This is a genomic window from Streptococcus infantis (genome assembly GCF_047463655.1).
Classification (GTDB): domain Bacteria; phylum Bacillota; class Bacilli; order Lactobacillales; family Streptococcaceae; genus Streptococcus; species Streptococcus infantis_Z.
In genome coordinates, this window is record NZ_JASHDM010000009.1 from 14,329 (window position 1) to 35,596 (window position 21,268).

General features: G+C 39.6%; 20 protein-coding genes and 2 pseudogenes. 13 read left to right on the top strand and 9 right to left on the bottom strand.

The genetic code is table 11. The features are described 5' to 3' along the window. The first annotated feature begins 205 nt into the window (after positions 1-205). The 8 genes and pseudogenes from QM877_RS07185 to QM877_RS07220 all read left to right on the top strand — a co-directional run. Positions 206-1,252 carry a FecCD family ABC transporter permease gene (locus QM877_RS07185; protein WP_414318001.1) on the top strand — a complete coding sequence of 349 codons (1,047 nt, stop codon included), beginning with the start codon at positions 206-208 and terminating at the stop codon, positions 1,250-1,252. Between the two features lies 1 nt (position 1,253). Then, positions 1,254-2,009, top strand: a complete 756-nt coding sequence (locus tag QM877_RS07190; RefSeq protein ID WP_414318002.1) for an ABC transporter ATP-binding protein — start codon at positions 1,254-1,256, stop codon at positions 2,007-2,009. 22 nt (positions 2,010-2,031) lie between these two features. Continuing rightward, a complete protein-coding gene (locus QM877_RS07195; protein ID WP_060955497.1) occupies positions 2,032-3,042 on the top strand; it encodes an ABC transporter substrate-binding protein in 1,011 nt (336 codons plus the stop codon). Next, positions 3,023-3,718, top strand: coding sequence for an alpha/beta hydrolase-fold protein (locus QM877_RS07200; RefSeq protein WP_414318003.1), 696 nt, complete (start codon positions 3,023-3,025; stop codon positions 3,716-3,718). Before QM877_RS07195 ends, QM877_RS07200 begins: the two co-directional genes overlap by 20 nt. A 156-nt stretch (positions 3,719-3,874) precedes the next feature. Then, complete coding sequence (locus QM877_RS07205; protein ID WP_223140755.1) at positions 3,875-5,218, top strand: DEAD/DEAH box helicase; 1,344 nt, start codon at positions 3,875-3,877, stop codon at positions 5,216-5,218. A 172-nt stretch (positions 5,219-5,390) separates the two neighbouring features. Continuing rightward, positions 5,391-5,591, top strand: a complete 201-nt coding sequence (locus QM877_RS07210; RefSeq protein ID WP_414318004.1) for a hypothetical protein — start codon at positions 5,391-5,393, stop codon at positions 5,589-5,591. A 91-nt stretch (positions 5,592-5,682) separates the two neighbouring features. Further along, positions 5,683-5,877: pseudogene (locus tag QM877_RS07215) on the top strand (helix-turn-helix domain-containing protein); the annotation flags it as partial. Further along, a pseudogene (locus QM877_RS07220) lies at positions 5,870-5,941 on the top strand (IS3 family transposase); the annotation flags it as partial. The pseudogenes QM877_RS07215 and QM877_RS07220, both read left to right, overlap by 8 nt. 92 nt (positions 5,942-6,033) lie before the next feature. On the opposite strand, the gene QM877_RS07225 reads toward QM877_RS07220, so the two are convergent. The 5 genes from QM877_RS07225 to guaA form a co-directional block, all read right to left on the bottom strand. Beyond that, positions 6,034-7,035: a sensor histidine kinase gene (locus tag QM877_RS07225; protein ID WP_414318005.1), complete on the bottom strand. Its 1,002-nt coding sequence runs from the start codon at positions 7,033-7,035 to the stop codon at positions 6,034-6,036. Further along, positions 7,025-7,708 carry a response regulator transcription factor gene (locus tag QM877_RS07230; RefSeq protein WP_414318006.1) on the bottom strand — a complete coding sequence of 228 codons (684 nt, stop codon included), beginning with the start codon at positions 7,706-7,708 and terminating at the stop codon, positions 7,025-7,027. Before QM877_RS07230 ends, QM877_RS07225 begins: the two co-directional genes overlap by 11 nt. Before the next feature lie 32 nt (positions 7,709-7,740). Further along, the gene (locus tag QM877_RS07235; RefSeq protein ID WP_414318007.1) at positions 7,741-9,795 is read right to left on the bottom strand and encodes an FtsX-like permease family protein; all 2,055 of its coding nucleotides are present in this window, start codon (positions 9,793-9,795) and stop codon (positions 7,741-7,743) included. Beyond that, entirely contained in the window at positions 9,785-10,558 is a 774-nt protein-coding gene (locus QM877_RS07240) for an ABC transporter ATP-binding protein (RefSeq protein ID WP_414318008.1), read from the bottom strand. The genes QM877_RS07235 and QM877_RS07240 overlap by 11 nt, the downstream gene beginning before the upstream one ends. A 246-nt stretch (positions 10,559-10,804) precedes the next feature. Then, the gene (gene guaA / locus QM877_RS07245) at positions 10,805-12,367 is read right to left on the bottom strand and encodes a glutamine-hydrolyzing GMP synthase (protein ID WP_414318009.1); all 1,563 of its coding nucleotides are present in this window, start codon (positions 12,365-12,367) and stop codon (positions 10,805-10,807) included. A 140-nt stretch (positions 12,368-12,507) separates the two neighbouring features. On the opposite strand from guaA, the gene QM877_RS07250 reads away from it, so the two are divergent. Together QM877_RS07250 and metK are read left to right on the top strand one after the other, a co-directional pair. Then, the gene (locus QM877_RS07250) at positions 12,508-13,206 is read left to right on the top strand and encodes a GntR family transcriptional regulator (protein WP_414274079.1); all 699 of its coding nucleotides are present in this window, start codon (positions 12,508-12,510) and stop codon (positions 13,204-13,206) included. A 238-nt stretch (positions 13,207-13,444) separates the two neighbouring features. Next, positions 13,445-14,635: a methionine adenosyltransferase gene (gene metK / locus QM877_RS07255; RefSeq protein ID WP_414318010.1), complete on the top strand. Its 1,191-nt coding sequence runs from the start codon at positions 13,445-13,447 to the stop codon at positions 14,633-14,635. A gap of 65 nt (positions 14,636-14,700) precedes the next feature. Here metK and QM877_RS07260 read toward each other — a convergent pair whose 3' ends face one another. The 4 genes from QM877_RS07260 to QM877_RS07275 all read right to left on the bottom strand — a co-directional run bounded on the left by QM877_RS07260 (position 14,701) and on the right by QM877_RS07275 (position 18,481). Continuing rightward, entirely contained in the window at positions 14,701-15,000 is a 300-nt protein-coding gene (locus QM877_RS07260; RefSeq protein ID WP_000767183.1) for a DUF1827 family protein, read from the bottom strand. 63 nt (positions 15,001-15,063) lie between these two features. Continuing rightward, the gene (locus QM877_RS07265; RefSeq protein WP_414318011.1) at positions 15,064-15,513 is read right to left on the bottom strand and encodes an NUDIX hydrolase; all 450 of its coding nucleotides are present in this window, start codon (positions 15,511-15,513) and stop codon (positions 15,064-15,066) included. A gap of 88 nt (positions 15,514-15,601) precedes the next feature. Continuing rightward, entirely contained in the window at positions 15,602-17,854 is a 2,253-nt protein-coding gene (locus QM877_RS07270; RefSeq protein WP_414318012.1) for an AAA family ATPase, read from the bottom strand. A gap of 396 nt (positions 17,855-18,250) precedes the next feature. Then, the gene (locus QM877_RS07275; RefSeq protein WP_000443576.1) at positions 18,251-18,481 is read right to left on the bottom strand and encodes a DUF1797 family protein; all 231 of its coding nucleotides are present in this window, start codon (positions 18,479-18,481) and stop codon (positions 18,251-18,253) included. Positions 18,482-18,677: 196 nt separating this feature from the next. Between QM877_RS07275 and QM877_RS07280 the strand changes: the two genes are divergently transcribed. The 3 genes from QM877_RS07280 (at position 18,678) to QM877_RS07290 (ending at position 21,082) form a co-directional block, all read left to right on the top strand. Further along, positions 18,678-19,361 carry an amino acid ABC transporter permease gene (locus QM877_RS07280; RefSeq protein WP_001011628.1) on the top strand — a complete coding sequence of 228 codons (684 nt, stop codon included), beginning with the start codon at positions 18,678-18,680 and terminating at the stop codon, positions 19,359-19,361. Further along, on the top strand, positions 19,361-20,095 hold the full coding sequence (locus QM877_RS07285) for an amino acid ABC transporter ATP-binding protein (RefSeq protein ID WP_414318013.1): 735 nt from the start codon (positions 19,361-19,363) through the stop codon (positions 20,093-20,095). The genes QM877_RS07280 and QM877_RS07285 overlap by 1 nt, the downstream gene beginning before the upstream one ends. Positions 20,096-20,227: 132 nt before the next feature. Beyond that, a complete protein-coding gene (locus QM877_RS07290; RefSeq protein WP_414318014.1) occupies positions 20,228-21,082 on the top strand; it encodes a bifunctional methylenetetrahydrofolate dehydrogenase/methenyltetrahydrofolate cyclohydrolase in 855 nt (284 codons plus the stop codon). Positions 21,083-21,268: the final 186 nt, after the last annotated feature.

Here is a 21,268-nt window from a genome sequence, read left to right on the forward strand (position 1 = left end):
CCTAGCACTATAAGGTAAAACAAACCAGATATGTCTCCCTTGGGGGAGATTTTTGGTTCACTAGGATTTTAGCCTGAGCTCAATCAGCTCCCTAGTTTCAACAGTCTTTTTATCTGTATCTTTCTAGCCTTGTTCCAGATTTGGAAATGTGGTATACTATTTATGAAAATTGTCTAAATTTTTAATTTTATTAAGGGAGGGTTTCATGATTTCCAAATCTTCTGGAAGCCATCAAAACCTGCGATATGTTTTTCTCCTAGCTCTGTTGCTCGGAGCTTTGGGTGTCTCTCTGTTTCTAGCTGTTTCTATGGGGTCTGTTCAGATTAGCTTGAGTGATACCTATCGGATTATTTTAAGTAAGATGGGGGTCCCTCTGGATATAGGAGACCTTTCGAAGTCTACACTTGCTATTGTTTGGAATATGAGATTGCCACGGGTTTTTCTTGGTTTGATAGTTGGTGCAGGCCTTTCCATGTGTGGTAGCGTCATGCAGTCAACAGTCAATAATCCAATCGCAGAACCTTATGTTTTAGGAATTTCAGCTGGGGCAACCTTTGGTGCGACTTTGAGTATCATTTTTGGGTTTAAGGTCATGATTGGTCTCGGATCTTTCCTTGGAGCGCTTGTGGCAACAGTTGCAGTCTTAGTCATTGCTTCCATGCAAGGAAGAATGACAACTTCTAGCCTCATTTTATCAGGTACTGTGGTCAATGCACTCTTTTTGGCTTTTTCAAATTTTATTATCTCAATTGGTGCTAATGCTGACAGTGTCATGACCATCAAGTTTTGGACCATGGGTTCTCTAGCAGGGATCTCATGGGCTCACTTAACCCTGCCAGCAGTAGTCGTGGGAATAGCCTTTTTATTTTTCTCTACCCAATATCGTGTTTTTAATGCCATGATGATGGGTGATGAGGCAGCCTTGACCTTGGGGATTCCCCTACGTTTGTATTGGTATCTCTATGTGACGATTGTGGCTGTGCTGACAGCTATCTTGGTATCTACCTGTGGGATTATCGGCTTCGTTGGTCTTATTACCCCACATTTGGCGAGAAGTTTGGTTGGTACAAACTACAGAAGGCTTTTTCCGATAGCAACCTTGCTCGGTGCTCTTTTTGTTATCTGGGCAGATGTTCTTGCTCGTGTTTTAATCCAAAATGCTGAGCTGCCGATTGGGATATTCACAGCCCTAGTAGGTGCCCCTTTCTTTATCTACATGGTTGGAAGTAGACGAGGGGAGGTGAAGGTCTGATATGGACTTAATGTGCCAGGATATTCACTTTGGAATCGGAGAGAAAAAAATTCTCAAAGGAGTGTCGCTCAAACTGGAGGGCAAGCAATTTCATACCATTTTGGGACCCAATGGAAGTGGAAAGACTAGCTTGCTGAAACTCCTCTATCGACAGGAAAAGCCAGATCAGGGCTTGATTTGCCTAGATGGAAAACCCTTGGAACAAATGAGCGTCAAGGAAACGGCAAAGCAGATGGCAGTCGTCACGCAGTTTAATCAGTTACAATTTGATTGTAGGGTTGAGGAAATCGTCATGCTGGGCAGAACACCCCATCTCGCTTTCTTACAAAAGGAAAAAGAAAAAGACTTTGCCTTGGTTGAGGATGCTCTGGTCAAGGTAGATATGTTCGAAAAGAGAAATCGACTCTACTCTTCTCTGTCAGGAGGAGAGAAGCAGCGGGTTTTGTTGGCACGTGCCTTGGCACAAGAACCGACTCTCCTGCTCTTAGACGAACCGACCAATCATTTAGATATCAAGTACCAGCTAGACTTGTTAACCATTGTCAAACATCTCAATATCAATGTACTAGCAGTATTACATGATATTCAGCTAGCTTGTCGCTATTCAGACTATCTCTACCTAATGAAAGAAGGAGAGATTGTTTACCAAGGGACTCCAAAAGAGACCATCACACCCGAGTCATTGCAGGCTATCTATGACGTCCAAAGTAAGGTAACTTGGACAGAAGATCAGCAAGCTATGATTCACTATTTATAAAAAATGAAAAGGAAAACAAAACATGAAAAAATCACTTAGTATATTGCTCCTAACAGTAGCTACCTTAACTTTAGCAGCTTGTGGAAATAGTGCAACAGAAAAAGCTACCACACAATCAAGCACAGAGACAAGTCAAAAGGCTAGTACAGAAACCAGCTATCCTGTAACCATCAAAACTTATGACGCTAAAGGAAATGAAGTCGAACAAGTATTTGAAAAGGCACCTGAAAAGGTCATTACCAACAATCTTTCAACAACTGAAATCCTACTTGAACTCGGTTTGAAGGATAAAATTGCTGGCATGCTCAATCCTGATAATGCCGTAACTGGTAAATACAAGGAAGCGATTGAAGCCATCCCTCATATTGGTGATAAAAAATCAGTCTCACAAGAAACTGTTCTTTCTTATGAACCAGATGCCTTGATGGGCCGCAACATGATGTTTTCTGAAAAGTCAATGGGAACCATTAGTGCTTGGAATGAAAACAAAATCCCTGTTTATACGCAAAAAGCTTCACTTTCAAATATCCAACAGGATTTAGGAAATATCGTAGAAGATGTGAAGAATCTTGGTACCATTTTCAATGTCCAAGACAAGGCTAATCAATACGCAGAGCAATTGCAAGCTAAAATCGATGCGGTTAAAAAAGCTAACCCAGAAACACAAGGTGAAAAGAAAAAGGCTTTGATTATGGTGGCCTACAATGACGAAACCTTTGGTGCCTACAAGTCAGCCCTTCAAGAAAGTTTGCTCAACCAACTTGGTTACACAAATGTCGCAACAGGAACATCTGGTTTGACCTTGGAAAACTTAGTATCAATGGAACCAGAGTTGATTATCTATGTAACCAGCGACCGCAATCAAAAGTTGGATGAAAAAGCAGTGGATTTGATGAAGGCAAATGCTGTTTTGGAAAATGTCCCAGCAATCAAGAACCAAAAAATCATGACTATCTCTTACGATGAGTTGATGGATTACGGTCCTGCAGTGATTGATTCCCTTGAAAAAATCAATGACTTTATCAAGAAATAAGGAGTTTAACTGGGAAGGGATTCAGGTTAGGGTCAGCCTTCCTTCAACCTATGACTCTAAACAAGCCTACCCAGTTGTGCTCTTAAACGATGGGGAACTGGATTATTTATCAGACCTATCCCAATCTGTGATTTTGGTGGGCTTGATTCCAGAAAATCGTCTGGATGACTTTACACCTTGGCAAGCTAGTGCTTTGAAAGAAGGGGGCTCAGACTTTGGTGGAAGACTAGACCGATACCATCAAAAGCTCTTTCAAGGGATTCTAACAACTCTGCAAAAGGACTACTTGATTGATGAAAGTCGAATTGCCTATGGTGGCTATTCACTTGGCGGTCTTGCTGCTGTTTATAGTCTCTATAGTAGCTATCTTCCTTTGACCTGTATTTTCTCTATCTGTGGTTCCTTCTGGTATCCAGACTTTACAGATTTTTGCAGGGAACATGACTTGATGCAGAGCCAAAGCCTTATTTATCTACAAAATGGTCAGACAGAAGGTGCCAATCATTCCAATCGTCTGTCTAAGGCTCCCGTTTATGCAGAGGAAATACATAAACTGATCTCAGAGAAAGTTCCCTCAACTTATTCTACTTTTGATGCTTATGGGCATCATGAAGCTCTCGACCAACGCTATCATCATTTTTGTGATTGGCTGGGAGAAGAGTGGAAGCTTACGTAAAAATCTAATACTCTTTGTTTAGGATGGACAGAGAGTATTTTTCTTGTCATTATTCGGGTATATTTTGAAATTTCCGTAGGTTTGTCTAAATCGAAAGTTTAACTGTAATGCATCAAAATGTGGTATAATGAATAGATAGATAGAATCGAGGATATTATGTCATTTACGAAATTTAAGTTTAAAAAATATATAGAGGAAGCCTTGGAGGAGTTGAAATTTACCACTCCAACAGAGGTGCAAGATAAGTTGATTCCTATTGTCCTGGCAGGTCGTGACTTGGTTGGTGAATCAAAAACAGGTTCAGGGAAAACTCATACCTTCTTGCTTCCAATTTTCCAACAGTTGGATGAAGAGAGCGATAGCGTGCAGGCAGTTATCACAGCTCCAAGTCGTGAATTAGCGACTCAGATTTACCAAGCTGCTCGTCAGATCGCATCACATTCAGATGTTGAGATTCGTGTTGTGAACTATGTTGGTGGTACAGACAAGGCCCGTCAGATTGACAAATTAGCAAGTAATCAACCACATATCGTAATCGGAACACCAGGTCGTATCTATGATTTGGTAAAATCAGGCGATTTGGCTATCCACAAGGCTAAGACCTTTGTAGTCGATGAAGCTGATATGACCTTGGATATGGGATTCCTAGAGACGGTTGATAAGATTGCAGGAAGTCTTCCGAAAGACTTACAGTTTATGGTCTTTTCAGCGACTATTCCGCAAAAACTGCAACCATTCTTGAAAAAATACTTGTCAAATCCCGTCATGGAAAAGATCAAGACTAAAACAGTTATCTCAGATACCATTGATAACTGGTTGATTTCGACCAAGGGTCGTGATAAGAATGCTCAGATTTATGAGTTGACTCAAGTCATGCAACCATACTTAGCCATGATTTTTGTCAATACAAAAACTCGTGCGGATGAATTGCATACCTACCTAACAGCCCAAGGCTTGAAGGTTGCTAAGATTCATGGGGATATTGCTCCTCGTGAACGTAAACGGATCATGAATCAGGTCAAAAATCTTGATTTTGAGTATATCGTGGCAACTGACCTGGCTGCGCGTGGGATTGATATTGAGGGTGTCAGCCACGTTATCAATGATGCCATTCCACAAGACTTGTCCTTCTTTGTTCACCGTGTCGGACGAACTGGACGTAATGGTTTACCAGGAACAGCTATTACCCTCTATCAACCTAGTGACGACTCAGATATTCGTGAGTTGGAGAAACTAGGAATTAAGTTTGTGCCTAAGATGGTTAAAGACGGAGAGTTCCAAGATACTTATGACCGTGACCGCCGTGCTAATCGTGAGAAAAAACAGGAAAAACTGGACATCGAAATGATTGGCTTGGTTAAAAAGAAAAAGAAAAAAGTCAAACCAGGTTATAAGAAAAAAATCCAGTGGGCTGTCGATGAAAAACGCCGTAAAACCAAGCGAGCAGAAGGTCGTGCTCGCGGACGTGCAGAACGTAAAGCCAAGCGTCAAACATTTTAAAAATGAAACAGTAGAACCAAGTGGTTTTACTGTTTTTTATAGATTTAAATCAGAATTGTCAGAATTCATAAGTGGATGATATTGGAAAACTTAAAGTTTAATCAGAACATTCTTTTAATTTTTTGAAGTTTATAGTATATTTAAATTAAAAGTTGATTGTAGGAGAAGGTAAATGAAAGATTTTATTGCTGGGATTGGTGAAATAAATGTTATTGCTTATTTGATATATGTGTGTACCGGTCTCTCTCCTCTCTTTCATATATTGATAATCGGTTCAGAAGTGAGTACTGGAAAAATAGTTTTAACTATCTTAGGCATACTTTATGCTATCTTTTTAACGATTGCTAGAATTTATCGAAAGTTTTTCTGGTAAGAATCATCATGAAATATTAAAATCCCATCAGAAATTTGAACTGCACCCCAAAAGTTAGACAGAAAAAATCTAACTTTTGGGGTGTTTTATTATGAAATTGAATTATGAAGATAAAGTTCAGATTTATGAACTAAGAAAGCAAGGACAAAGCTTCAAACAGCTTTCGAAAAGATTTGGTGTGGATGTTTCTGGTCTAAAGTATATGATGAAATTTATTGACCGTTATGGCATAGATATCGTCAAGAAAGTGATGAATCGTTATTATTCTTCAGAACTAAAACAACAAACGAATTAAAGTCAAACTAAAAGGACTTAGCCCTGTGCAATACAGAACTAAATCCTTTCAATAATTATTTGTCCAACTTTTAGAGGTCAGTACAGTTTTCTTTTTTGGTATAAAATATGTGCTTTCTATGACTAGGTAATTTTCTTAATAGAAAAATTACGAAATAGAAAGAGAGATTTCAAATCCATGCATCCATTCGGATTTTACTACGATGTCGATTTTTAAAGCATCTGCTAATTGTTTGACAAGATAGAGACCCATGCCTGTTGATTTTTTCCTTGTCTCTCCTGAATCACCTGTAAATCCTTTTTCAAAGATATGAGGGAGGTCGCAAGCTTTAACTCCACACCCATTATCCCTAATAATCAGACTTGTGCGCCCCTTGTCTCTTGACATAGAAATCTTGAGTTCTGGCTTATCAGAGCTATATTTAAGTGCGTTAGCTAGTATTTGAGACAGGATAAATTCAAAACTGCGTTGATCTGTGTAGTAGTTTCCCTGTATATTTTCTAGATGAATTGTAAAATTCTTTTCTTTAAGCAAGGGATCAAAGTTTTCCAAAAGATCCTGGATACACTCTTCTAGGTCAAGGTCTTCAAATAAAAAATCATTCTTCTCACTTTTCACCCTGTAGTAGAATAGGATCTGTGATACATTTCCTTGGATTTGATTTTTCACATAGTCCAATTTAAAAGCAGTATCCTCAGGTAGTTGGTCACTTTGATTGTCTAAAAGGAGGGAAAGAAGCGATAAAGGAAGTTTAATCTCATGCGCCCATTTTTCAACATAGTCCTCGTACTCGGCTAGTAATGAGTTGAGTTTTCCTATTTGAGCCTGCTTTTGATAAAGTGTATCTGCTATTTTTTCAATGCTTTCTTTCTCTGAGGCACTTGATAAATTCAATAATTCAAGCTCAGTATCGATCTTAGGATTGGCTATGAAGGATTTATAGGCAGCGGCTTTTTTTCTTTCTGTTCTTATAAGTAAGAATGATAGGATGAAAAAAAGCAGGATGGTGGCTAAAATATAGAGAAGGATGAGAGCTTGAAACATTCTCACATCTGAAAGCCAAAGCAGGACAGCTGTAAATAGATCAAATGCTAAGAGAACAAGTAACCAAGGCAGATAACTAGCTAGATATTTTAGATTATGTTTCATCTGGAATTACCTCTTCTAGCTTGTAACCAATACCTCTGACGGACTTGACTTTAAGGGCAATGCCAGCCTGTTTCATCACCTTTTTCAGCCTTGCAATGTTTACTTGTAGGGCATTTTCATCGATGAACTCAGTTGTATTCCACAGTTTCATGCTTAGTTCTTCTTTTGTGACGACAGAATCAGTTGTCACTAATAAGGTTTCTAACAATTTCCCTTGATTTTGAGGGAGTAAAATCGAATGTCCGTTGATATAAAGAGTATAGGTATTTCTATCCAGCAGGAAATTATCTTTTTCAAGCAAATTTTGTCTACCTTCATAGCGTTTCAAGATGTTTTCTATACGAACCAAGAATCTTTCTTTCTTGAAAGGTTTTGTTAAGTACTCGTCAGCCCCTAATTTTAGGGCGTAAATCTCATCTTTTAGTTGTTCACGGGAGGTGAGAACCAATATGGGCACAGAGCGTTTGGACTTGAGATTTTTACAAATTTGAAAACCTGTTTCTCCTGGTAAATTCAAATCCAGTATGATTAAATCCGTATCGTATTGCAATACTTGCTGGCTTGTATCTTTGAAGTCAGTCAACTTATCAACTTGATAACCCGCTTTCTCTAACAAAATGACAATTTCATCTCGAATCAAGGCTTCGTCTTCAATAACCAGAATATGCTTCATATCGGCTCCTCCTTTTCCTATTTTATTCTACCTTATCCATCTCTTTTGGGTTCCATTAATGACAACAAGTACTTGTTGCTATTTTTCTTTACAATTCTTATATAGATGACTTCAAATCCAGCTAACAGTAGTATTATCAGCATGGCTGTGATAAATTTCTGCCCCATGGCCATTCTTGCACTGGCTGGTACTATTCCTGTGAGGAGGGAGCTCACTCCGAAGCTACTACTGGTAAGTGCAAGAGCTATTGGCAGACCAAAATACCAATTGATTTGCTTTTCTGAAGATTTACAAAGAGTTTCGTAGTTTGCTCCAAGATGGATTAAGGTCTGGTATCGTCTGTAGGATTGTCTTTGTCCCATCAAAAACTGAACGCCGATAATTGTATTTGCGACAACAAGGAAGATGATAGCCAGATAGATGGTGATATAGCTGGCAGAGATAATGTAAAATAATTGTCTTCCCATATTTTGTATATAACTTTCATAGCCAAGAGGGCTTTGATTCAGCTTTTTATTGGTATCTGAGATAGCTTTCATCAGGCCTTTTTCCTTGACCAGCTCAGGAGCCAAGATACCACTAACATAATTTGAATACCGACCATCTGTATAGCTCATAAAGGTATCATCTGGGACTATGAGGGCTACAGAAATGGTTATTTCACGATCCGTTACAATCGGTAAAGACTGAACCTCTCCAATCAATTTTACATCATTTCCCATGACTTTGATTTGAGGATTTGTTTTCAGAACAGAGTTAACTAGATTCTCATCCGGGAGAAAATCTTTTCCCATATACAAGTAGGCTTCCTTGTTTGTTAATTCTAGAGGAGGGAGACTGGCAGCCTTTCTAAGCTCATTGTATTCAGAGAGTGGCAAAAGGTGGCAACTTATATACTTCTGGAAATTATGGACTAAGACTTCCTTGTTTTTACTTTCTTTTTGCTCTTTCAATACCTTGATGAACTGTTCAAAGAACACGGACTCGAGTTCTTTCGGTTTACCCACTTTGATTTGTAGAATCTTTGAAAACTGAGATGCCAGTCCAGCAGCTTCAAGCTCTTTTTTAACTGTATTCATATCAAGATTTTCATCTGTTTCCTGCTTGCTATCTCTAAATGTATAATCCAAAACGTGGGTATGATTGCCTGAATTGCCACTTGCAATGGCAACACCTGCTCCAAAGAGGCACAAGGCAGAGAAGATTAAGAGGGAGCAGATAGCCAGTATAGTTGAGCGCTGGATAACTAATTCCTGAATCTGTCTAAAATTATAGGTGTGGAGTTTTCGATTGCTTCCAAGCTTGACCAAAAAGTCTATAAACAAACGCATACCAAAGAAGAGTAGTATAGTTCCTAGAGTCCCTAAGAGAACAGTGATGCCCATTGTTATGACATTTTCCCAAGCTCGTCCACTCATCCCCAAGTAATAGGCTGTTCCTAGAAGCAAAATTCCGAGGACAGAAGCAAGAAGGTACACACCCTTGGGGAGTAGTTTCTTCATGCCAGAAGGAGAATAGGATAGCAGATCTCCGATTTCCTTCTTGGCTGTTTTTGCACTTAAAAGAATAAAGACAGCTAATTTTACGGCTAGGAAACCGATGATTGTATAGAATAGAGCGGTAGTAGATAGAGAAAATTGATGTTCAATAATCCCTAGCCCAACAATTTTAGCGGTTATTAGGCTAATCAGTTCTGAAATCAAGATTGAAATTGGAAGACCTATTCCAAGAGCAAGGATACTGTTTCTCAAATCCTCGAGTAGGAGCAGCAAGAACAGTTTGCTTCTTCGCATCCCTAGCGTTAGATAGACACCAAATTCATGTTTTCTCCTTTCCATCTGCATACTGCTTGCGAAGTAGACTAGAAAAAAGAGAATAAAGAGTGTTGCTACGTAAAGAATCGGAATCATGCTAAAGAGTTTATTTATAGCGTCACTCTCTATTTGTTTGAGAAAGATCATCACATCTTGATGGGACAAAGAAAGGATGATGTAAAAGGAGATAATAGAAAGAACCATGGAACTGAAATACAAGCCATTATTCTTTCGATCCCTCTTGCTATTTCTTGAGACTAATTTAGAAAACATTGCCATCACCTCCAGCCAGTGCAGACATGACCTTTAGTATTCTGTGGTAAAAATCTTCTTGACTTTCTCTTGGATAATCGCGTCGAATTTCATGGAATAGTTTTCCGTCTTGGATAAACAAGATGCGGTTGCAAAAGCTGGCAGCGACTGAATCGTGGGTCACCATGAGAATGGTGGTTTCTTCCACTTGATTCATTTCGGATAATTTTTGCATCAAAATGGTCGCATTTTTTGAATCCAAAGCTCCTGTGGGCTCATCTGCAAATACAATCTTAGGGTCTAAAATCAAGGCACGCGCAGCAGCTACCCTTTGCCGTTGACCACCTGATAATTGAAATGGGAACTTATCCAGAAGTTCAGAAATATCTAGATATTGGGAAAGCAATTCTAACCGAACCTTGCTTTCGTTGGCATCGACCTTGTGCAAAGACAAGGGGAGTAAAATATTTTCTTTGGCTGTCAGATTGTCCAAAAGCTCAAAATTTTGAAAGAGGTAACCAATTTCCTTGCCACGATAATCAGCTAACTGACTACCTTTTAACTGACCTAAATCTTTTTCTTGCATTTGAATGGAGCCGTCAGTAGGTTTGATGATAGTAGCGAGACAGTTAAGAAGGGTTGTTTTCCCAGAACCACTGCTCCCCATAATCCCTAAGAACTCACCTTTGACAACTTGAAAAGATATACCGTTCAAGGCTTTGGTGATATTCGGCTCTTTTCCATAATGCTTTTTTAATGATTCTACTCGTAAAATTGTTTCCATGTGAAACACCTCCATCTTTTGTTACTTTCATTATAATATGAATCAGAGTAGAATAACACTTACGGATGATGTAAGAAATCTTTATCATTAGGTTATTGGAGCTATACTTACTATATTATAGCATGGTTTCAAGGATTTAAAAAGAGGAGTTGAGAGTCGAGAAATTTTCCTAATATTGAAATTATAAAAAATAATACCACTGTAGTCCATGCTCCAGCAGTATTATTTATTATTTTATAGGAAACTTTACTCCCACTCAACAGTTGCAGGTGGTTTACTTGTGATATCGTAGACTATACGGTTAACGTGGTCAACTTCGTTTACGATGCGCACAGAGATTTTTTGGAGGACTTCCCAAGGGATCTTAGCGAAGTCAGCAGTCATACCATCGATAGAAGTGATAGCACGGATAGCAATGGTGTAGTCGTAAGTACGGCCATCTCCCATAACACCTACTGAACGAACGCCAGTGTTAACAGTGAAGTATTGCCAGATATCGCGGTCAAGACCAGCCTTAGCGATTTCTTCACGAAGGATAGCGTCTGATTCGCGAACTGTTTCAAGTTTTTCTTCAGTGATTTCACCCATGACACGGATAGCAAGACCCGGTCCTGGGAATGGTTGGCGCCATACGATGTGGTCTGGCATACCAAGTTCAGTACCAAGGGCACGAACTTCATCCTTGTAAAGAGTGTTGAGTGGTTCGATGAGTTCAAACTGCATGTCTTCTGGAAGTCCACCTACGTTGTGGTGAGACTTGATGGTTTGAGCAGTATCAGTACCAGACTCAATCACGTCAGTATAAAGAGTTCCCTGAGCAAGGAATTTCACATCTGTTAGTTTGCTTGCCTCATCATCAAAGACATAAACAAACTCGTTACCGATAATCTTACGTTTTTGTTCAGGATCAGATACACCAGCAAGTTTATCCAAGAAACGTTTAGCAGCATCTGCTTTAACGATATTCAAACCAAACTTACCACCAAGCATATCCATAACTTGGTCAGCTTCTCCTTTACGAAGAAGACCGTGGTCTACAAAGATACAGATCAATTGATCTCCGATTGCTTTTTGGAGAAGAACCCCAACAACAGAAGAGTCAACACCACCAGAAAGTCCGAGGAGAACACGTTTGTCTCCAACTTTTTCACGGATTTGTTTGATTTGCATCTCGATGAAGTTATCCATAGTCCAATCGCCTTTGGCACCACAGATGTTGAGAGCGAAGTTACGAAGGATATCATAACCGTGAACTGAGTGACGAACTTCTGGGTGGAATTGGATACCGTAGATGTGTTTTTCTGGATTTTCAATAGCTGCATATGGACAGTCAGCTGATGTACCAGTACGAACGAAATCAGCAGGAATTTCAGTGACAGCATCACCGTGGCTCATCAAAACAAGTTGTTCTTCTGGAGTTCCAGCAAAAAGAGCAGACTCAGTGTGAGTAAGAGTTGATTGTCCATATTCACGGTTACCAGCGTCACCTGCAGGAACAACCTTTCCTCCAAGCTTGTGAGTCAATAGCTGCATACCGTAGCAGATTCCTAAAATTGGAATACCAAGTTCAAAAATCTCTGGATCAATATCAAACGATCCTTCTTCGTAAACAGAGTTTGGACCACCTGAAAGTACAATCCCGATAGGATTGATAGCACGGACTTCGTCAGCCGAAATCTTGTGACTTTTTAGTTCTGAAAAGACACCAATCTCACGGATACGACGTGAGATGAGTTGGTTGTACTGGCTACCATAGTCCAGTACGATGATCTTTTCGACATCTTGCAAATCAGTTGAAATGTTGCTCATCTTTTCCCTTTCTTAAAAGAAATATCTTCTTGAATATTCTATCATAAAAGGGTTAGAATTACCAACCAAACAAGTGCGGTTTGACTTTTCCCTATGAGATAGGGTACAATGGAAAAAATAAAGAAAAGAAGTGAGCAAGCATGTTACCAGCTTATATGAAAATCCACGACCAAATCAAGAAAGACATTGATGAGGGAAGTTGGAAAATTGGGGAAAGACTTCCAAGTGAGCGAGATTTAGCTGAGGAATTTGAAGTTAGCCGTATGACTCTGCGTCAAGCCATCTCCCTTTTGGTCGAGGAGGGGGTTTTGGAGCGTCGTGTGGGTAGTGGGACCTTTGTTTCTAGTACTCGTGTTCAGGAAAAAATGCGTGGGACAACTAGTTTTACGGAAATTGTAAAAGCTCAGGGTAAAACACCATCGAGTCATCTGATTTCCTATCGTCGAACGATCCCTAATGAGCAAGAAGTTGAAAAATTAGGGATCAAGGCCACTGAAAATATTATTCGGATGGAACGTGTCCGCTATGCAGATAAGGTTCCTGTTGTCTATGAAGTAGCTTCTATTCCTGAGAAATTTATCAAAAATTTTAAGAAAGAAGAAGTAACCAAGCACTTCTTTCAAACCTTACAGAAACATGGTTATCGGATTGGGAAATCTCACCAGACTATTTATGCTCGCTTAGCCAAGGAAAAAATTGCTCATTATCTGGAAGTAGAAAAGGGGCATGCTATTTTAGGGCTTACTCAGGTTTCTTACTTTGATGATGGTACAGCTTTCGAGTATGTAAAGAGCCAATACGTCGGAGAACGTTTTGAGTTTTATCTAGAAAATAATTAGTTTTTAAGAAAACTCTTGAAGTTGGAAATCTTATTCACTTTAAGGGTTTTTATTTGGTTTGAATTAGAAAACAGTTTCCAATTAAGAAAAATAGTAATCATACGAGTATTTTTTTAAGATTCGTGTTATAATAGTTAGGTTATATGGTCCCGATAAGGTGGTAGTGAACGTCGTTTAACGATTCTCTACCAGTACTTTGTAACTCTATAACGAATATTTTTTAAGGGGGGACATTTTTATGTCAGAACGTAAATTATTCACGTCTGAATCTGTATCTGAGGGGCATCCAGATAAGATTGCAGACCAAATTTCAGATGCTATTTTAGATGCTATTTTAGAGCAAGATTCAGAAGCCCACGTTGCTGCTGAAACAGCTGTTTATACTGGTTCAGTTCATGTTTTTGGTGAAATTTCAACCAATGCCTATGTAGATATTAACCGTGTGGTACGTGATACGATTGCAGAGATTGGCTATACCAACACTGAGTATGGATTCTCAGCTGAAACAGTAGGAGTTCATCCATCATTGGTAGAGCAATCTCCAGATATCGCCCAAGGTGTTAATGAAGCCTTGGAAGTTCGTGGAAACGCAGATCAAGATCCACTTGATTTGATTGGAGCGGGAGACCAAGGTCTCATGTTTGGTTTTGCGGTTAATGAAACTGAAGAACTCATGCCATTGCCAATCTCACTCAGCCACAAGTTGGTTCGTCGTTTGGCAGAGCTTCGTAAGTCTGGTGAAATTAGCTATCTTCGTCCAGATGCTAAATCTCAAGTCACTGTTGAATATGATGAAAATGACCAGCCAGTTCGCGTGGATACAGTCGTTATTTCAACTCAACACGATCCAGAAGTGAGCAACGACCAAATCCATGAAGATGTGATTAACAAGGTTATCAAAAAAGTGATTCCAGCATCTTATCTTGATGATGAGACAAAATTCTTCATCAATCCAACCGGTCGTTTCGTTATCGGAGGACCTCAAGGAGACTCAGGTTTGACTGGTCGTAAGATCATCGTGGATACTTATGGTGGTTACTCACGTCACGGTGGTGGTGCCTTCTCTGGTAAGGATGCGACTAAGGTTGACCGTTCAGCTTCTTATGCAGCTCGCTACATTGCCAAAAACATCGTTGCTGCAGGTCTCGCTAAGAAAGCAGAAGTTCAATTAGCTTATGCCATTGGTGTAGCTCAACCTGTATCTGTTCGTATCGATACTTTCGGTACTGGAACAGTAGCTGAAAGCAAGCTTGAAAAAGCAGCGCGTCAAATCTTTGACCTTCGTCCAGCAGGAATCATCCAAATGCTGGATCTCAAACGTCCAATCTACCGTCAAACAGCGGCTTATGGACACATGGGACGTACAGATATCGATCTTCCATGGGAACGCTTGGATAAGGTAGAAGCCTTGAAAGAAGCAGTTAAATAATATTAAAAAAGATTGGTAAAACTACCAATCTTTTTGCATATAAAAACCAGTTGTTAAACTGATTTTTATTTTGTTGGGATTGAGATTTCAATCAATTTTTCAGAGTAGAGGGTCTTGATATTAGCTTCATCGATATTTTGCTTTTCGATCTTGCGATTCAAGAAAAATTCTTGGATTTTTTCTATTTCTTGTTCGCGGATAGCACGATGTTTATTGGAAATGAGGATTTCATAATGAAGCGGTGCCTGAGTAAAGATAACATCAGTGTTGCCTGCAGAGTAGACTTCTACGAGTGTAGCGTCGGTACTCTCCAGTTGGCTTTTAACAAGGTTTGAGTGAGAATTAGTAGTGTTGATGAGCTTCATAGGCTTTCCTCCTGTGTTTCTATTTCTATTATAGCACTTTTTGGAAAAATTGGAAAAGTTAATTTAAACTTGATGCTGTTTTTTCCAAGCTTCAATTGCCCATTTATGACTGCCACGTTTTAAGTTAGCAATGGCTTCATCGATTGGGAACCAAGCTAGATGATTGAAGTCCTCCAAAGGTTTTTGGATTTCTTGATAAGCAGTAGCTTCGTAGAGATAGGCTGGATTGTAGTAGTAAGTATCACGATGGCTGGAATAGAAATACTCATCTGCTTGTCCATAATAAGTGCCAATCTCAGCTGTAAAACCTAATTCTTCAATCAGTTCTCGTTTGAGAGCTTCAAAATGATCTTCACCTGCTTCAATCTCGCCACCAGGCAAGAACCATGCACCATTTGGAGCTTGAACGAGGATAATCTTTTCATGTGCTGAGTCAGGGATGACTGCATAAACACCATATCTAGTTTTGTAGGTTATACCCTCTTTTTTTTCTCCAAAGGTTGGATTTGTCATAAATTTCTCCTTTATGTGTGCGCTTTCTTTCTATCATATTAAAGAATGCTCTTACTGTCAAGTAAGAACATTCTTTTAGTATGTGGAATTAGTCATTTGAGTCAACTGTTTCCAATTTATTTTTTGATTTAATCATGATTTTACCATTGCTAGTCATGACGGCTTTGAGGTTTTTCTCGCTTGGATTTTCAAGGTAGTAGTCTGTAATCGCATCTTCGATATAATCTTGAATGGTACGACGGAGTGGACGAGCTCCCATTTTTGGATCATAACCAAGGTCTACAAGTTTTTCTTTAACCTTATCTGTTACATCTAAATGGATGTTATTGCTTGAGAGTCGTTGATTAACATCATCTAGCATGAGGTCAACGATTTGAAGAAGATTTTCCTTGCTGAAAGCCTTAAATTCAATAATACCATCAAAGCGGTTCATGAATTCTGGACTAAAGAAGTTACCGAGTTCACCTAGGACAGAGTTGGTACGCCCTTCTCTAGCTGCACCAAATCCGACGCTTGCTTCTGCTTTTCCTGTACCTGCATTTGAGGTCATGATAATAATGGCGTCTTTAAAGCTAACAGTTCGTCCTTGACCATCCGTTAAACGACCATCGTCCAAGACTTGGAGGAACATATGCATAACATCTGGATGGGCTTTTTCAACTTCATCCAAGAGGATCAGTGAGTAGGGGTTACGACGAACTTTTTCAGTCAATTGACCAGCTTCATCATAGCCTACGTATCCTGGAGGGGCACCAACGAGTTTAGCCACGCTGTGTTTTTCCATGTATTCACTCATGTCAAAGCGAATCATGCTGTCAGCAGAACCAAAGAGTTCGATGGCCAGCTGTTTAGAAAGTTCTGTTTTACCGACACCGGTAGGACCAACAAAAAGGAAGCTACCGATTGGACGGTTTGGAGTACCGAGTCCAACACGGTTACGACGGATAGCCTTAGCGATCTTATCAACTGCATCATCTTGACCAATAACATGAGCCTTGAGGTCATCTGCTAGGTTGATCAGTTGAGACTGTTCTTTTTCTTTCAAATCACCAACTGGGATATTAGTCTTTTGCTCGATGATGTGTTCGATTGTTTTTTCACTGATGATTGGGGTATCCTGATCCGTTACCTTGGTCTTTTGCATTTCCTTATATTTGGCAATCTGGTCACGGAAGTAGGCTGCTTTTTCAAAATCTTCATCGCGGGTTGCTTGTGCCTTGAGATTTTCTGCTTCGATTAAGCGTTGATCGATGACCTTAGGATCTACAAAATTCAAGGTTAAGTTCATTTTTGAACCAGCTTCATCTAGAAGATCAATGGCCTTGTCTGGCAAGAAACGATCTTGGATGTAGCGGTTAGAAAGAGTAGCAGCTGCTTCGATAGCCCCATCAGTATAGTGAACATGATGGTAATCTTCGTATTTCTTTTGGATACCTTTCAGGATAATAATGGTTTCTTCCACAGTTGGTTCATCAACCTTGACCGGTTGCATACGACGTTCAAGGGCAGCATCTTTTTCGATGATGCGATATTCATTGAGGGTAGTAGCACCAACCAGTTGGAGTTCGCCACGAGCAAGAGCTGGTTTTAGGATATTTCCTGCATCCATATTCCCTTCTCCTGCTGAACCAGCACCGACAATTTCATGAATTTCGTCAATGAAGAGAATAACATCCTCGCGCTCACGAATTTCTTCCATGAGTTTTTGCATGCGCTCTTCAAACTGACCTCGGATACCTGTTCCTTGAACAAGGCTAACGACATCTAAGCGGATGACTTCTTTACCTTGAAGCTTATGGGGAACATCACCGTCAACAATTTTCTGAGCTAAACCTTCGACAACAGCTGTCTTACCAACACCGGGCTCACCGATGAGGACAGGGTTGTTTTTTGTTCTGCGGTTGAGGATTTCAATGACACGGATAATCTCTTCGTCACGGCCAATTACAGGGTCAATATTTCCGCGACGGGCAATCTCAGTGACATTGATACCATATTCATCCAAGAGTCCTTTTTCCTGGATTGGTGATGGTGTTTGAGCAGGACCACGATTTTGGGCACCATAGCCACCATTTCCACCGTATCCACCCCCTGACTGAGTTGGGGGGATATTGTTGTTATTAGAAGAAGGTCTAAAGTTGTTGAGATCGTTAAAGAAGTCTCCAAAGGGATCAAAATCACGGTTGTTTAAATCTGTAATGCCCTTGAATAAGCTATTGTTAGGATCTGTTTTGATAATTTTGTAGCAATTTTGGCAAAGATCGATTTGCTTTTGTTGTCCATTGAGATTGGTATAAAGATGAATCGTTGAGTCATTGATTTTACAGTTTTGACAGAGCATACCGCCACCTCATTTCTTTCTTAGTCTTGACTAAATTTAAAAGGTCAAAAATAGTCAAACAAGTATATAATTTAATTATATCATGATTATTGGGCAATTCAAGTAAAAAGATTGGATACTAGCACTATAAATAGAAGAGCGCTAATCGTGAGAAAATCTTGATAGTAAGAAAAAAATCCTATTTGTCATGCAAAAAGGATTCTCATTGGTGAAAGGCGGTGGGACAGAAATCGATAGACAAAGTCTCGATTTCGTAGTCCCAGCCCCGCGAAGATGATTAGGAGTTTTGGGAGTCTAAAAGACGAACGAAAAGTCCAATCAGCTACCGCGTCAAAGTTTGATTGCTAATAAAAAGTGAGGTCGGGATCTTTTGTCCCAACCTCTGTATATCTATTATTAGTATAGAAGTTCGTAAATTTCCATCGCAATCAAGTCGATGCTGTCAAAAGTATATGTTTCACGAGCTTCAACATCACGAAGTGTAAAGATTGGGCCATTTTCTTCATCATGGTTAAAAGCAACTTCAGCTACAACAACTCCCTCGCGCTCAAAGTTACGTTTTAAGTTACCACCATCTTTTGTCATTGCTTCTAGGCGGTTGATGATTCTAACCAAATGTGATTCCATTTTGATTCTCCTCCATTTCTTATCGTTACTATTTTACCATAAAGAGTATCCACTTGACTAGAAAAAACTAAGATTTCTCGCTATTTCTGTTTTCTTTGAAATTCTATTGAAAATGAAAGGAAAAATATTGCATTTTTATTCAAAATATGTTATGCTCATACAAGTTTTAAGTTAGAAATTAGAAAGTAGTGGATTTATGAATTTTTCTTTTTTACCTAAATATCTGCCATATTTTAACTATGGTGCTCTCGTAACAGTCTTGATCTCTGTTTTGGTTGTCTTTTTGGGGACAATTTTAGGGGTAGTCTTGGCTTTTGCTCAACGTTCTAAAATAAAGCCCATAGCTTGGCTTGCCAATGTTTATATTTGGATTTTCCGTGGAACACCTATGATGGTACAGATCATGATTGCTTTTGCTCTTATGCATATCAATGCCCCAACTATTCAAATTGGAGTTTTGGGAGTTGATTTTTCACGTTTGATTCCAGGGATTATCATTATCTCTATGAATAGTGGTGCCTATGTATCAGAAACAGTTCGTGCTGGTATCAATGCAGTACCTAAAGGTCAATTAGAGGCGGCTTACTCTCTAGGGATTCGTCCTAAAAATGCCATGCGCTATGTCATCTTGCCACAGGCTATCAAGAATATCTTGCCGGCCTTGGGGAATGAGTTTATTACCATTATCAAGGATAGTTCACTCTTGTCAGCAATCGGTGTCATGGAATTGTGGAATGGAGCTACCACGGTGTCAACAACCACCTACTTGCCTTTAACTCCACTCTTATTTGCAGCCTTTTACTACTTGATTATGACCTCTATCTTGACACTAGCCTTGAAAGCTTTTGAAAATCGTATGGGACAAGGAGAGAAAAAATAATGACTGAAACGCTTATAAAAATTGAAAACCTTCATAAAAACTTTGGGAAGAATGAAGTTTTAAAAGGGATTGATCTTGAAATCAAAAAAGGGGAAGTTGTGGTGATTATCGGACCATCTGGTAGCGGTAAGTCAACCCTCCTTCGCTCTATGAATCTCCTTGAAGAAGCGACAAAAGGAAAGGTTATCTTTGAAGGAGTAGACATTACAGATAAGAAAAACGACCTCTTTGCCATGCGTGAAAAGATGGGAATGGTTTTCCAACAGTTCAATCTCTTCCCTAATATGACAGTGAAGGATAACATCACGCTTTCTCCTATCAAGACCAAAGGGGAAAGTAAGGAAGTTGCTGAGAAGAGAGCGCATGAGCTCTTGGAAAAGGTTGGTTTACCAGATAAAGCAGATGCTTATCCACAAAGTTTGTCTGGTGGGCAGCAACAACGTATCGCTATTGCTCGTGGTCTTGCCATGGAACCAGATGTCCTACTTTTTGATGAACCGACTTCTGCCCTAGACCCAGAAATGGTAGGGGAAGTACTAGCGGTTATGCAAGAACTTGCTAAGTCAGGAATGACTATGGTCATCGTGACGCATGAGATGGGCTTTGCGCGTGAAGTGGCAGACCGTGTCATCTTTATGGCTGACGGTGTTGTTGTAGAAGATGGAACTCCAGAGAAAGTCTTTGAACAAACCCAAGAACAAAGAACCAAGGATTTCTTGAGTAAGGTTTTGTAAGAATATCATGAAAAGCTCCAAGTGGGCTTTTTCTTATAGTTTCAGACTATAAGGTCTCTTAGGTAAGAAGTGTTAGAGAGACAAGTGTTTTTTTGATATAATAGAAGATATTTGTTAGAAAAGAGAAAATACATGACACAGATTATTGATGGCAAGGCTTTAGCAGCCAAGCTACAAGGACAACTGGCTGAAAAAACAGCTAAACTAAAGGAAGAGACAGGCTTGGTGCCTGGCTTAGTTGTTATTTTAGTCGGAGAAAATCCAGCCAGTCAGGTTTACGTTCGTAACAAGGAACGTTCAGCGATAGCAGCAGGTTTCCAAAGTGAAGTCGTGCGAGTTCCTGAAACTATTACCCAAGAGGAATTGTTGGACTTGATTGCCAAATACAATCAAGATCCAGCTTGGCATGGTATTTTGGTGCAGTTACCATTACCAAAACACATCGATGAAGAAGCAGTTTTATTGGCTATTGATCCAGAAAAGGACGTGGATGGTTTTCATCCGCTCAACATGGGGCGCCTTTGGTCTGGTCATCCAGTTATGATCCCTTCAACTCCAGCTGGTATCATGGAAATGTTTCATGAGTATGGGATTGAACTAGAAGGTAAGAATGCAGTTGTTATTGGTCGTTCTAATATTGTCGGTAAACCAATGGCCCAGTTGTTATTAGCTAAGAATGCAACTGTAACCTTGACCCACTCACGAACACACAATCTTGCCAAGGTAGCTTCTAAGGCGGATATTCTTGTCGTAGCAATCGGTCGTGCTAAGTTTGTGACTGCTGACTTTGTCAAACCTGGAGCAGTTGTCATTGATGTGGGGATGAACCGAGATGAAAATGGCAAGCTCTGTGGAGATGTTGACTATGATGCTGTTGCGCCAATCTCAAGTCATATCACGCCTGTACCTGGTGGAGTTGGACCTATGACCATTACCATGTTGATGGAGCAGACTTATCAGGCGGCATTGCGTAGTTTGGATAGATAATACAAGCATTGATTTTATATAGTGAAGAAACAAGTTCTAAAAAATGAACTTGTTTTTTCTTGCACATATTTTAATAAAATTGCAGTAAAACTTCTACAAATTATTGAAAATTCTCTACTATTTTGATATATTAAGGTTAACAATATTTATATCTAAAAATTTAGTTGGCGTTCTGGGAGGAGGTTT

Excerpts from the sequence above, each read along its gene's own strand:
- QM877_RS07185 (WP_414318001.1), top strand. The coding sequence starts at position 206 with ATGATTTCCAAATCTTCTGGAAGCCATCAAAACCTGCGATATGTTTTT.
- QM877_RS07190 (WP_414318002.1), top strand. The coding sequence starts at position 1,254 with ATGGACTTAATGTGCCAGGATATTCACTTTGGAATCGGAGAGAAAAAA.
- QM877_RS07195 (WP_060955497.1), top strand. The coding sequence starts at position 2,032 with ATGAAAAAATCACTTAGTATATTGCTCCTAACAGTAGCTACCTTAACT.
- QM877_RS07200 (WP_414318003.1), top strand. The coding sequence starts at position 3,023 with ATGACTTTATCAAGAAATAAGGAGTTTAACTGGGAAGGGATTCAGGTT.
- QM877_RS07205 (WP_223140755.1), top strand. The coding sequence starts at position 3,875 with ATGTCATTTACGAAATTTAAGTTTAAAAAATATATAGAGGAAGCCTTG.
- QM877_RS07210 (WP_414318004.1), top strand. The coding sequence starts at position 5,391 with ATGAAAGATTTTATTGCTGGGATTGGTGAAATAAATGTTATTGCTTAT.
- QM877_RS07225 (WP_414318005.1), bottom strand. The coding sequence starts at position 7,035 with ATGAAACATAATCTAAAATATCTAGCTAGTTATCTGCCTTGGTTACTT.
- QM877_RS07230 (WP_414318006.1), bottom strand. The coding sequence starts at position 7,708 with ATGAAGCATATTCTGGTTATTGAAGACGAAGCCTTGATTCGAGATGAA.
- QM877_RS07235 (WP_414318007.1), bottom strand. The coding sequence starts at position 9,795 with ATGTTTTCTAAATTAGTCTCAAGAAATAGCAAGAGGGATCGAAAGAAT.
- QM877_RS07240 (WP_414318008.1), bottom strand. The coding sequence starts at position 10,558 with ATGGAAACAATTTTACGAGTAGAATCATTAAAAAAGCATTATGGAAAA.
- guaA (WP_414318009.1), bottom strand. The coding sequence starts at position 12,367 with ATGAGCAACATTTCAACTGATTTGCAAGATGTCGAAAAGATCATCGTA.
- QM877_RS07250 (WP_414274079.1), top strand. The coding sequence starts at position 12,508 with ATGTTACCAGCTTATATGAAAATCCACGACCAAATCAAGAAAGACATT.
- metK (WP_414318010.1), top strand. The coding sequence starts at position 13,445 with ATGTCAGAACGTAAATTATTCACGTCTGAATCTGTATCTGAGGGGCAT.
- QM877_RS07260 (WP_000767183.1), bottom strand. The coding sequence starts at position 15,000 with ATGAAGCTCATCAACACTACTAATTCTCACTCAAACCTTGTTAAAAGC.
- QM877_RS07265 (WP_414318011.1), bottom strand. The coding sequence starts at position 15,513 with ATGACAAATCCAACCTTTGGAGAAAAAAAAGAGGGTATAACCTACAAA.
- QM877_RS07270 (WP_414318012.1), bottom strand. The coding sequence starts at position 17,854 with ATGCTCTGTCAAAACTGTAAAATCAATGACTCAACGATTCATCTTTAT.
- QM877_RS07275 (WP_000443576.1), bottom strand. The coding sequence starts at position 18,481 with ATGGAATCACATTTGGTTAGAATCATCAACCGCCTAGAAGCAATGACA.
- QM877_RS07280 (WP_001011628.1), top strand. The coding sequence starts at position 18,678 with ATGAATTTTTCTTTTTTACCTAAATATCTGCCATATTTTAACTATGGT.
- QM877_RS07285 (WP_414318013.1), top strand. The coding sequence starts at position 19,361 with ATGACTGAAACGCTTATAAAAATTGAAAACCTTCATAAAAACTTTGGG.
- QM877_RS07290 (WP_414318014.1), top strand. The coding sequence starts at position 20,228 with ATGACACAGATTATTGATGGCAAGGCTTTAGCAGCCAAGCTACAAGGA.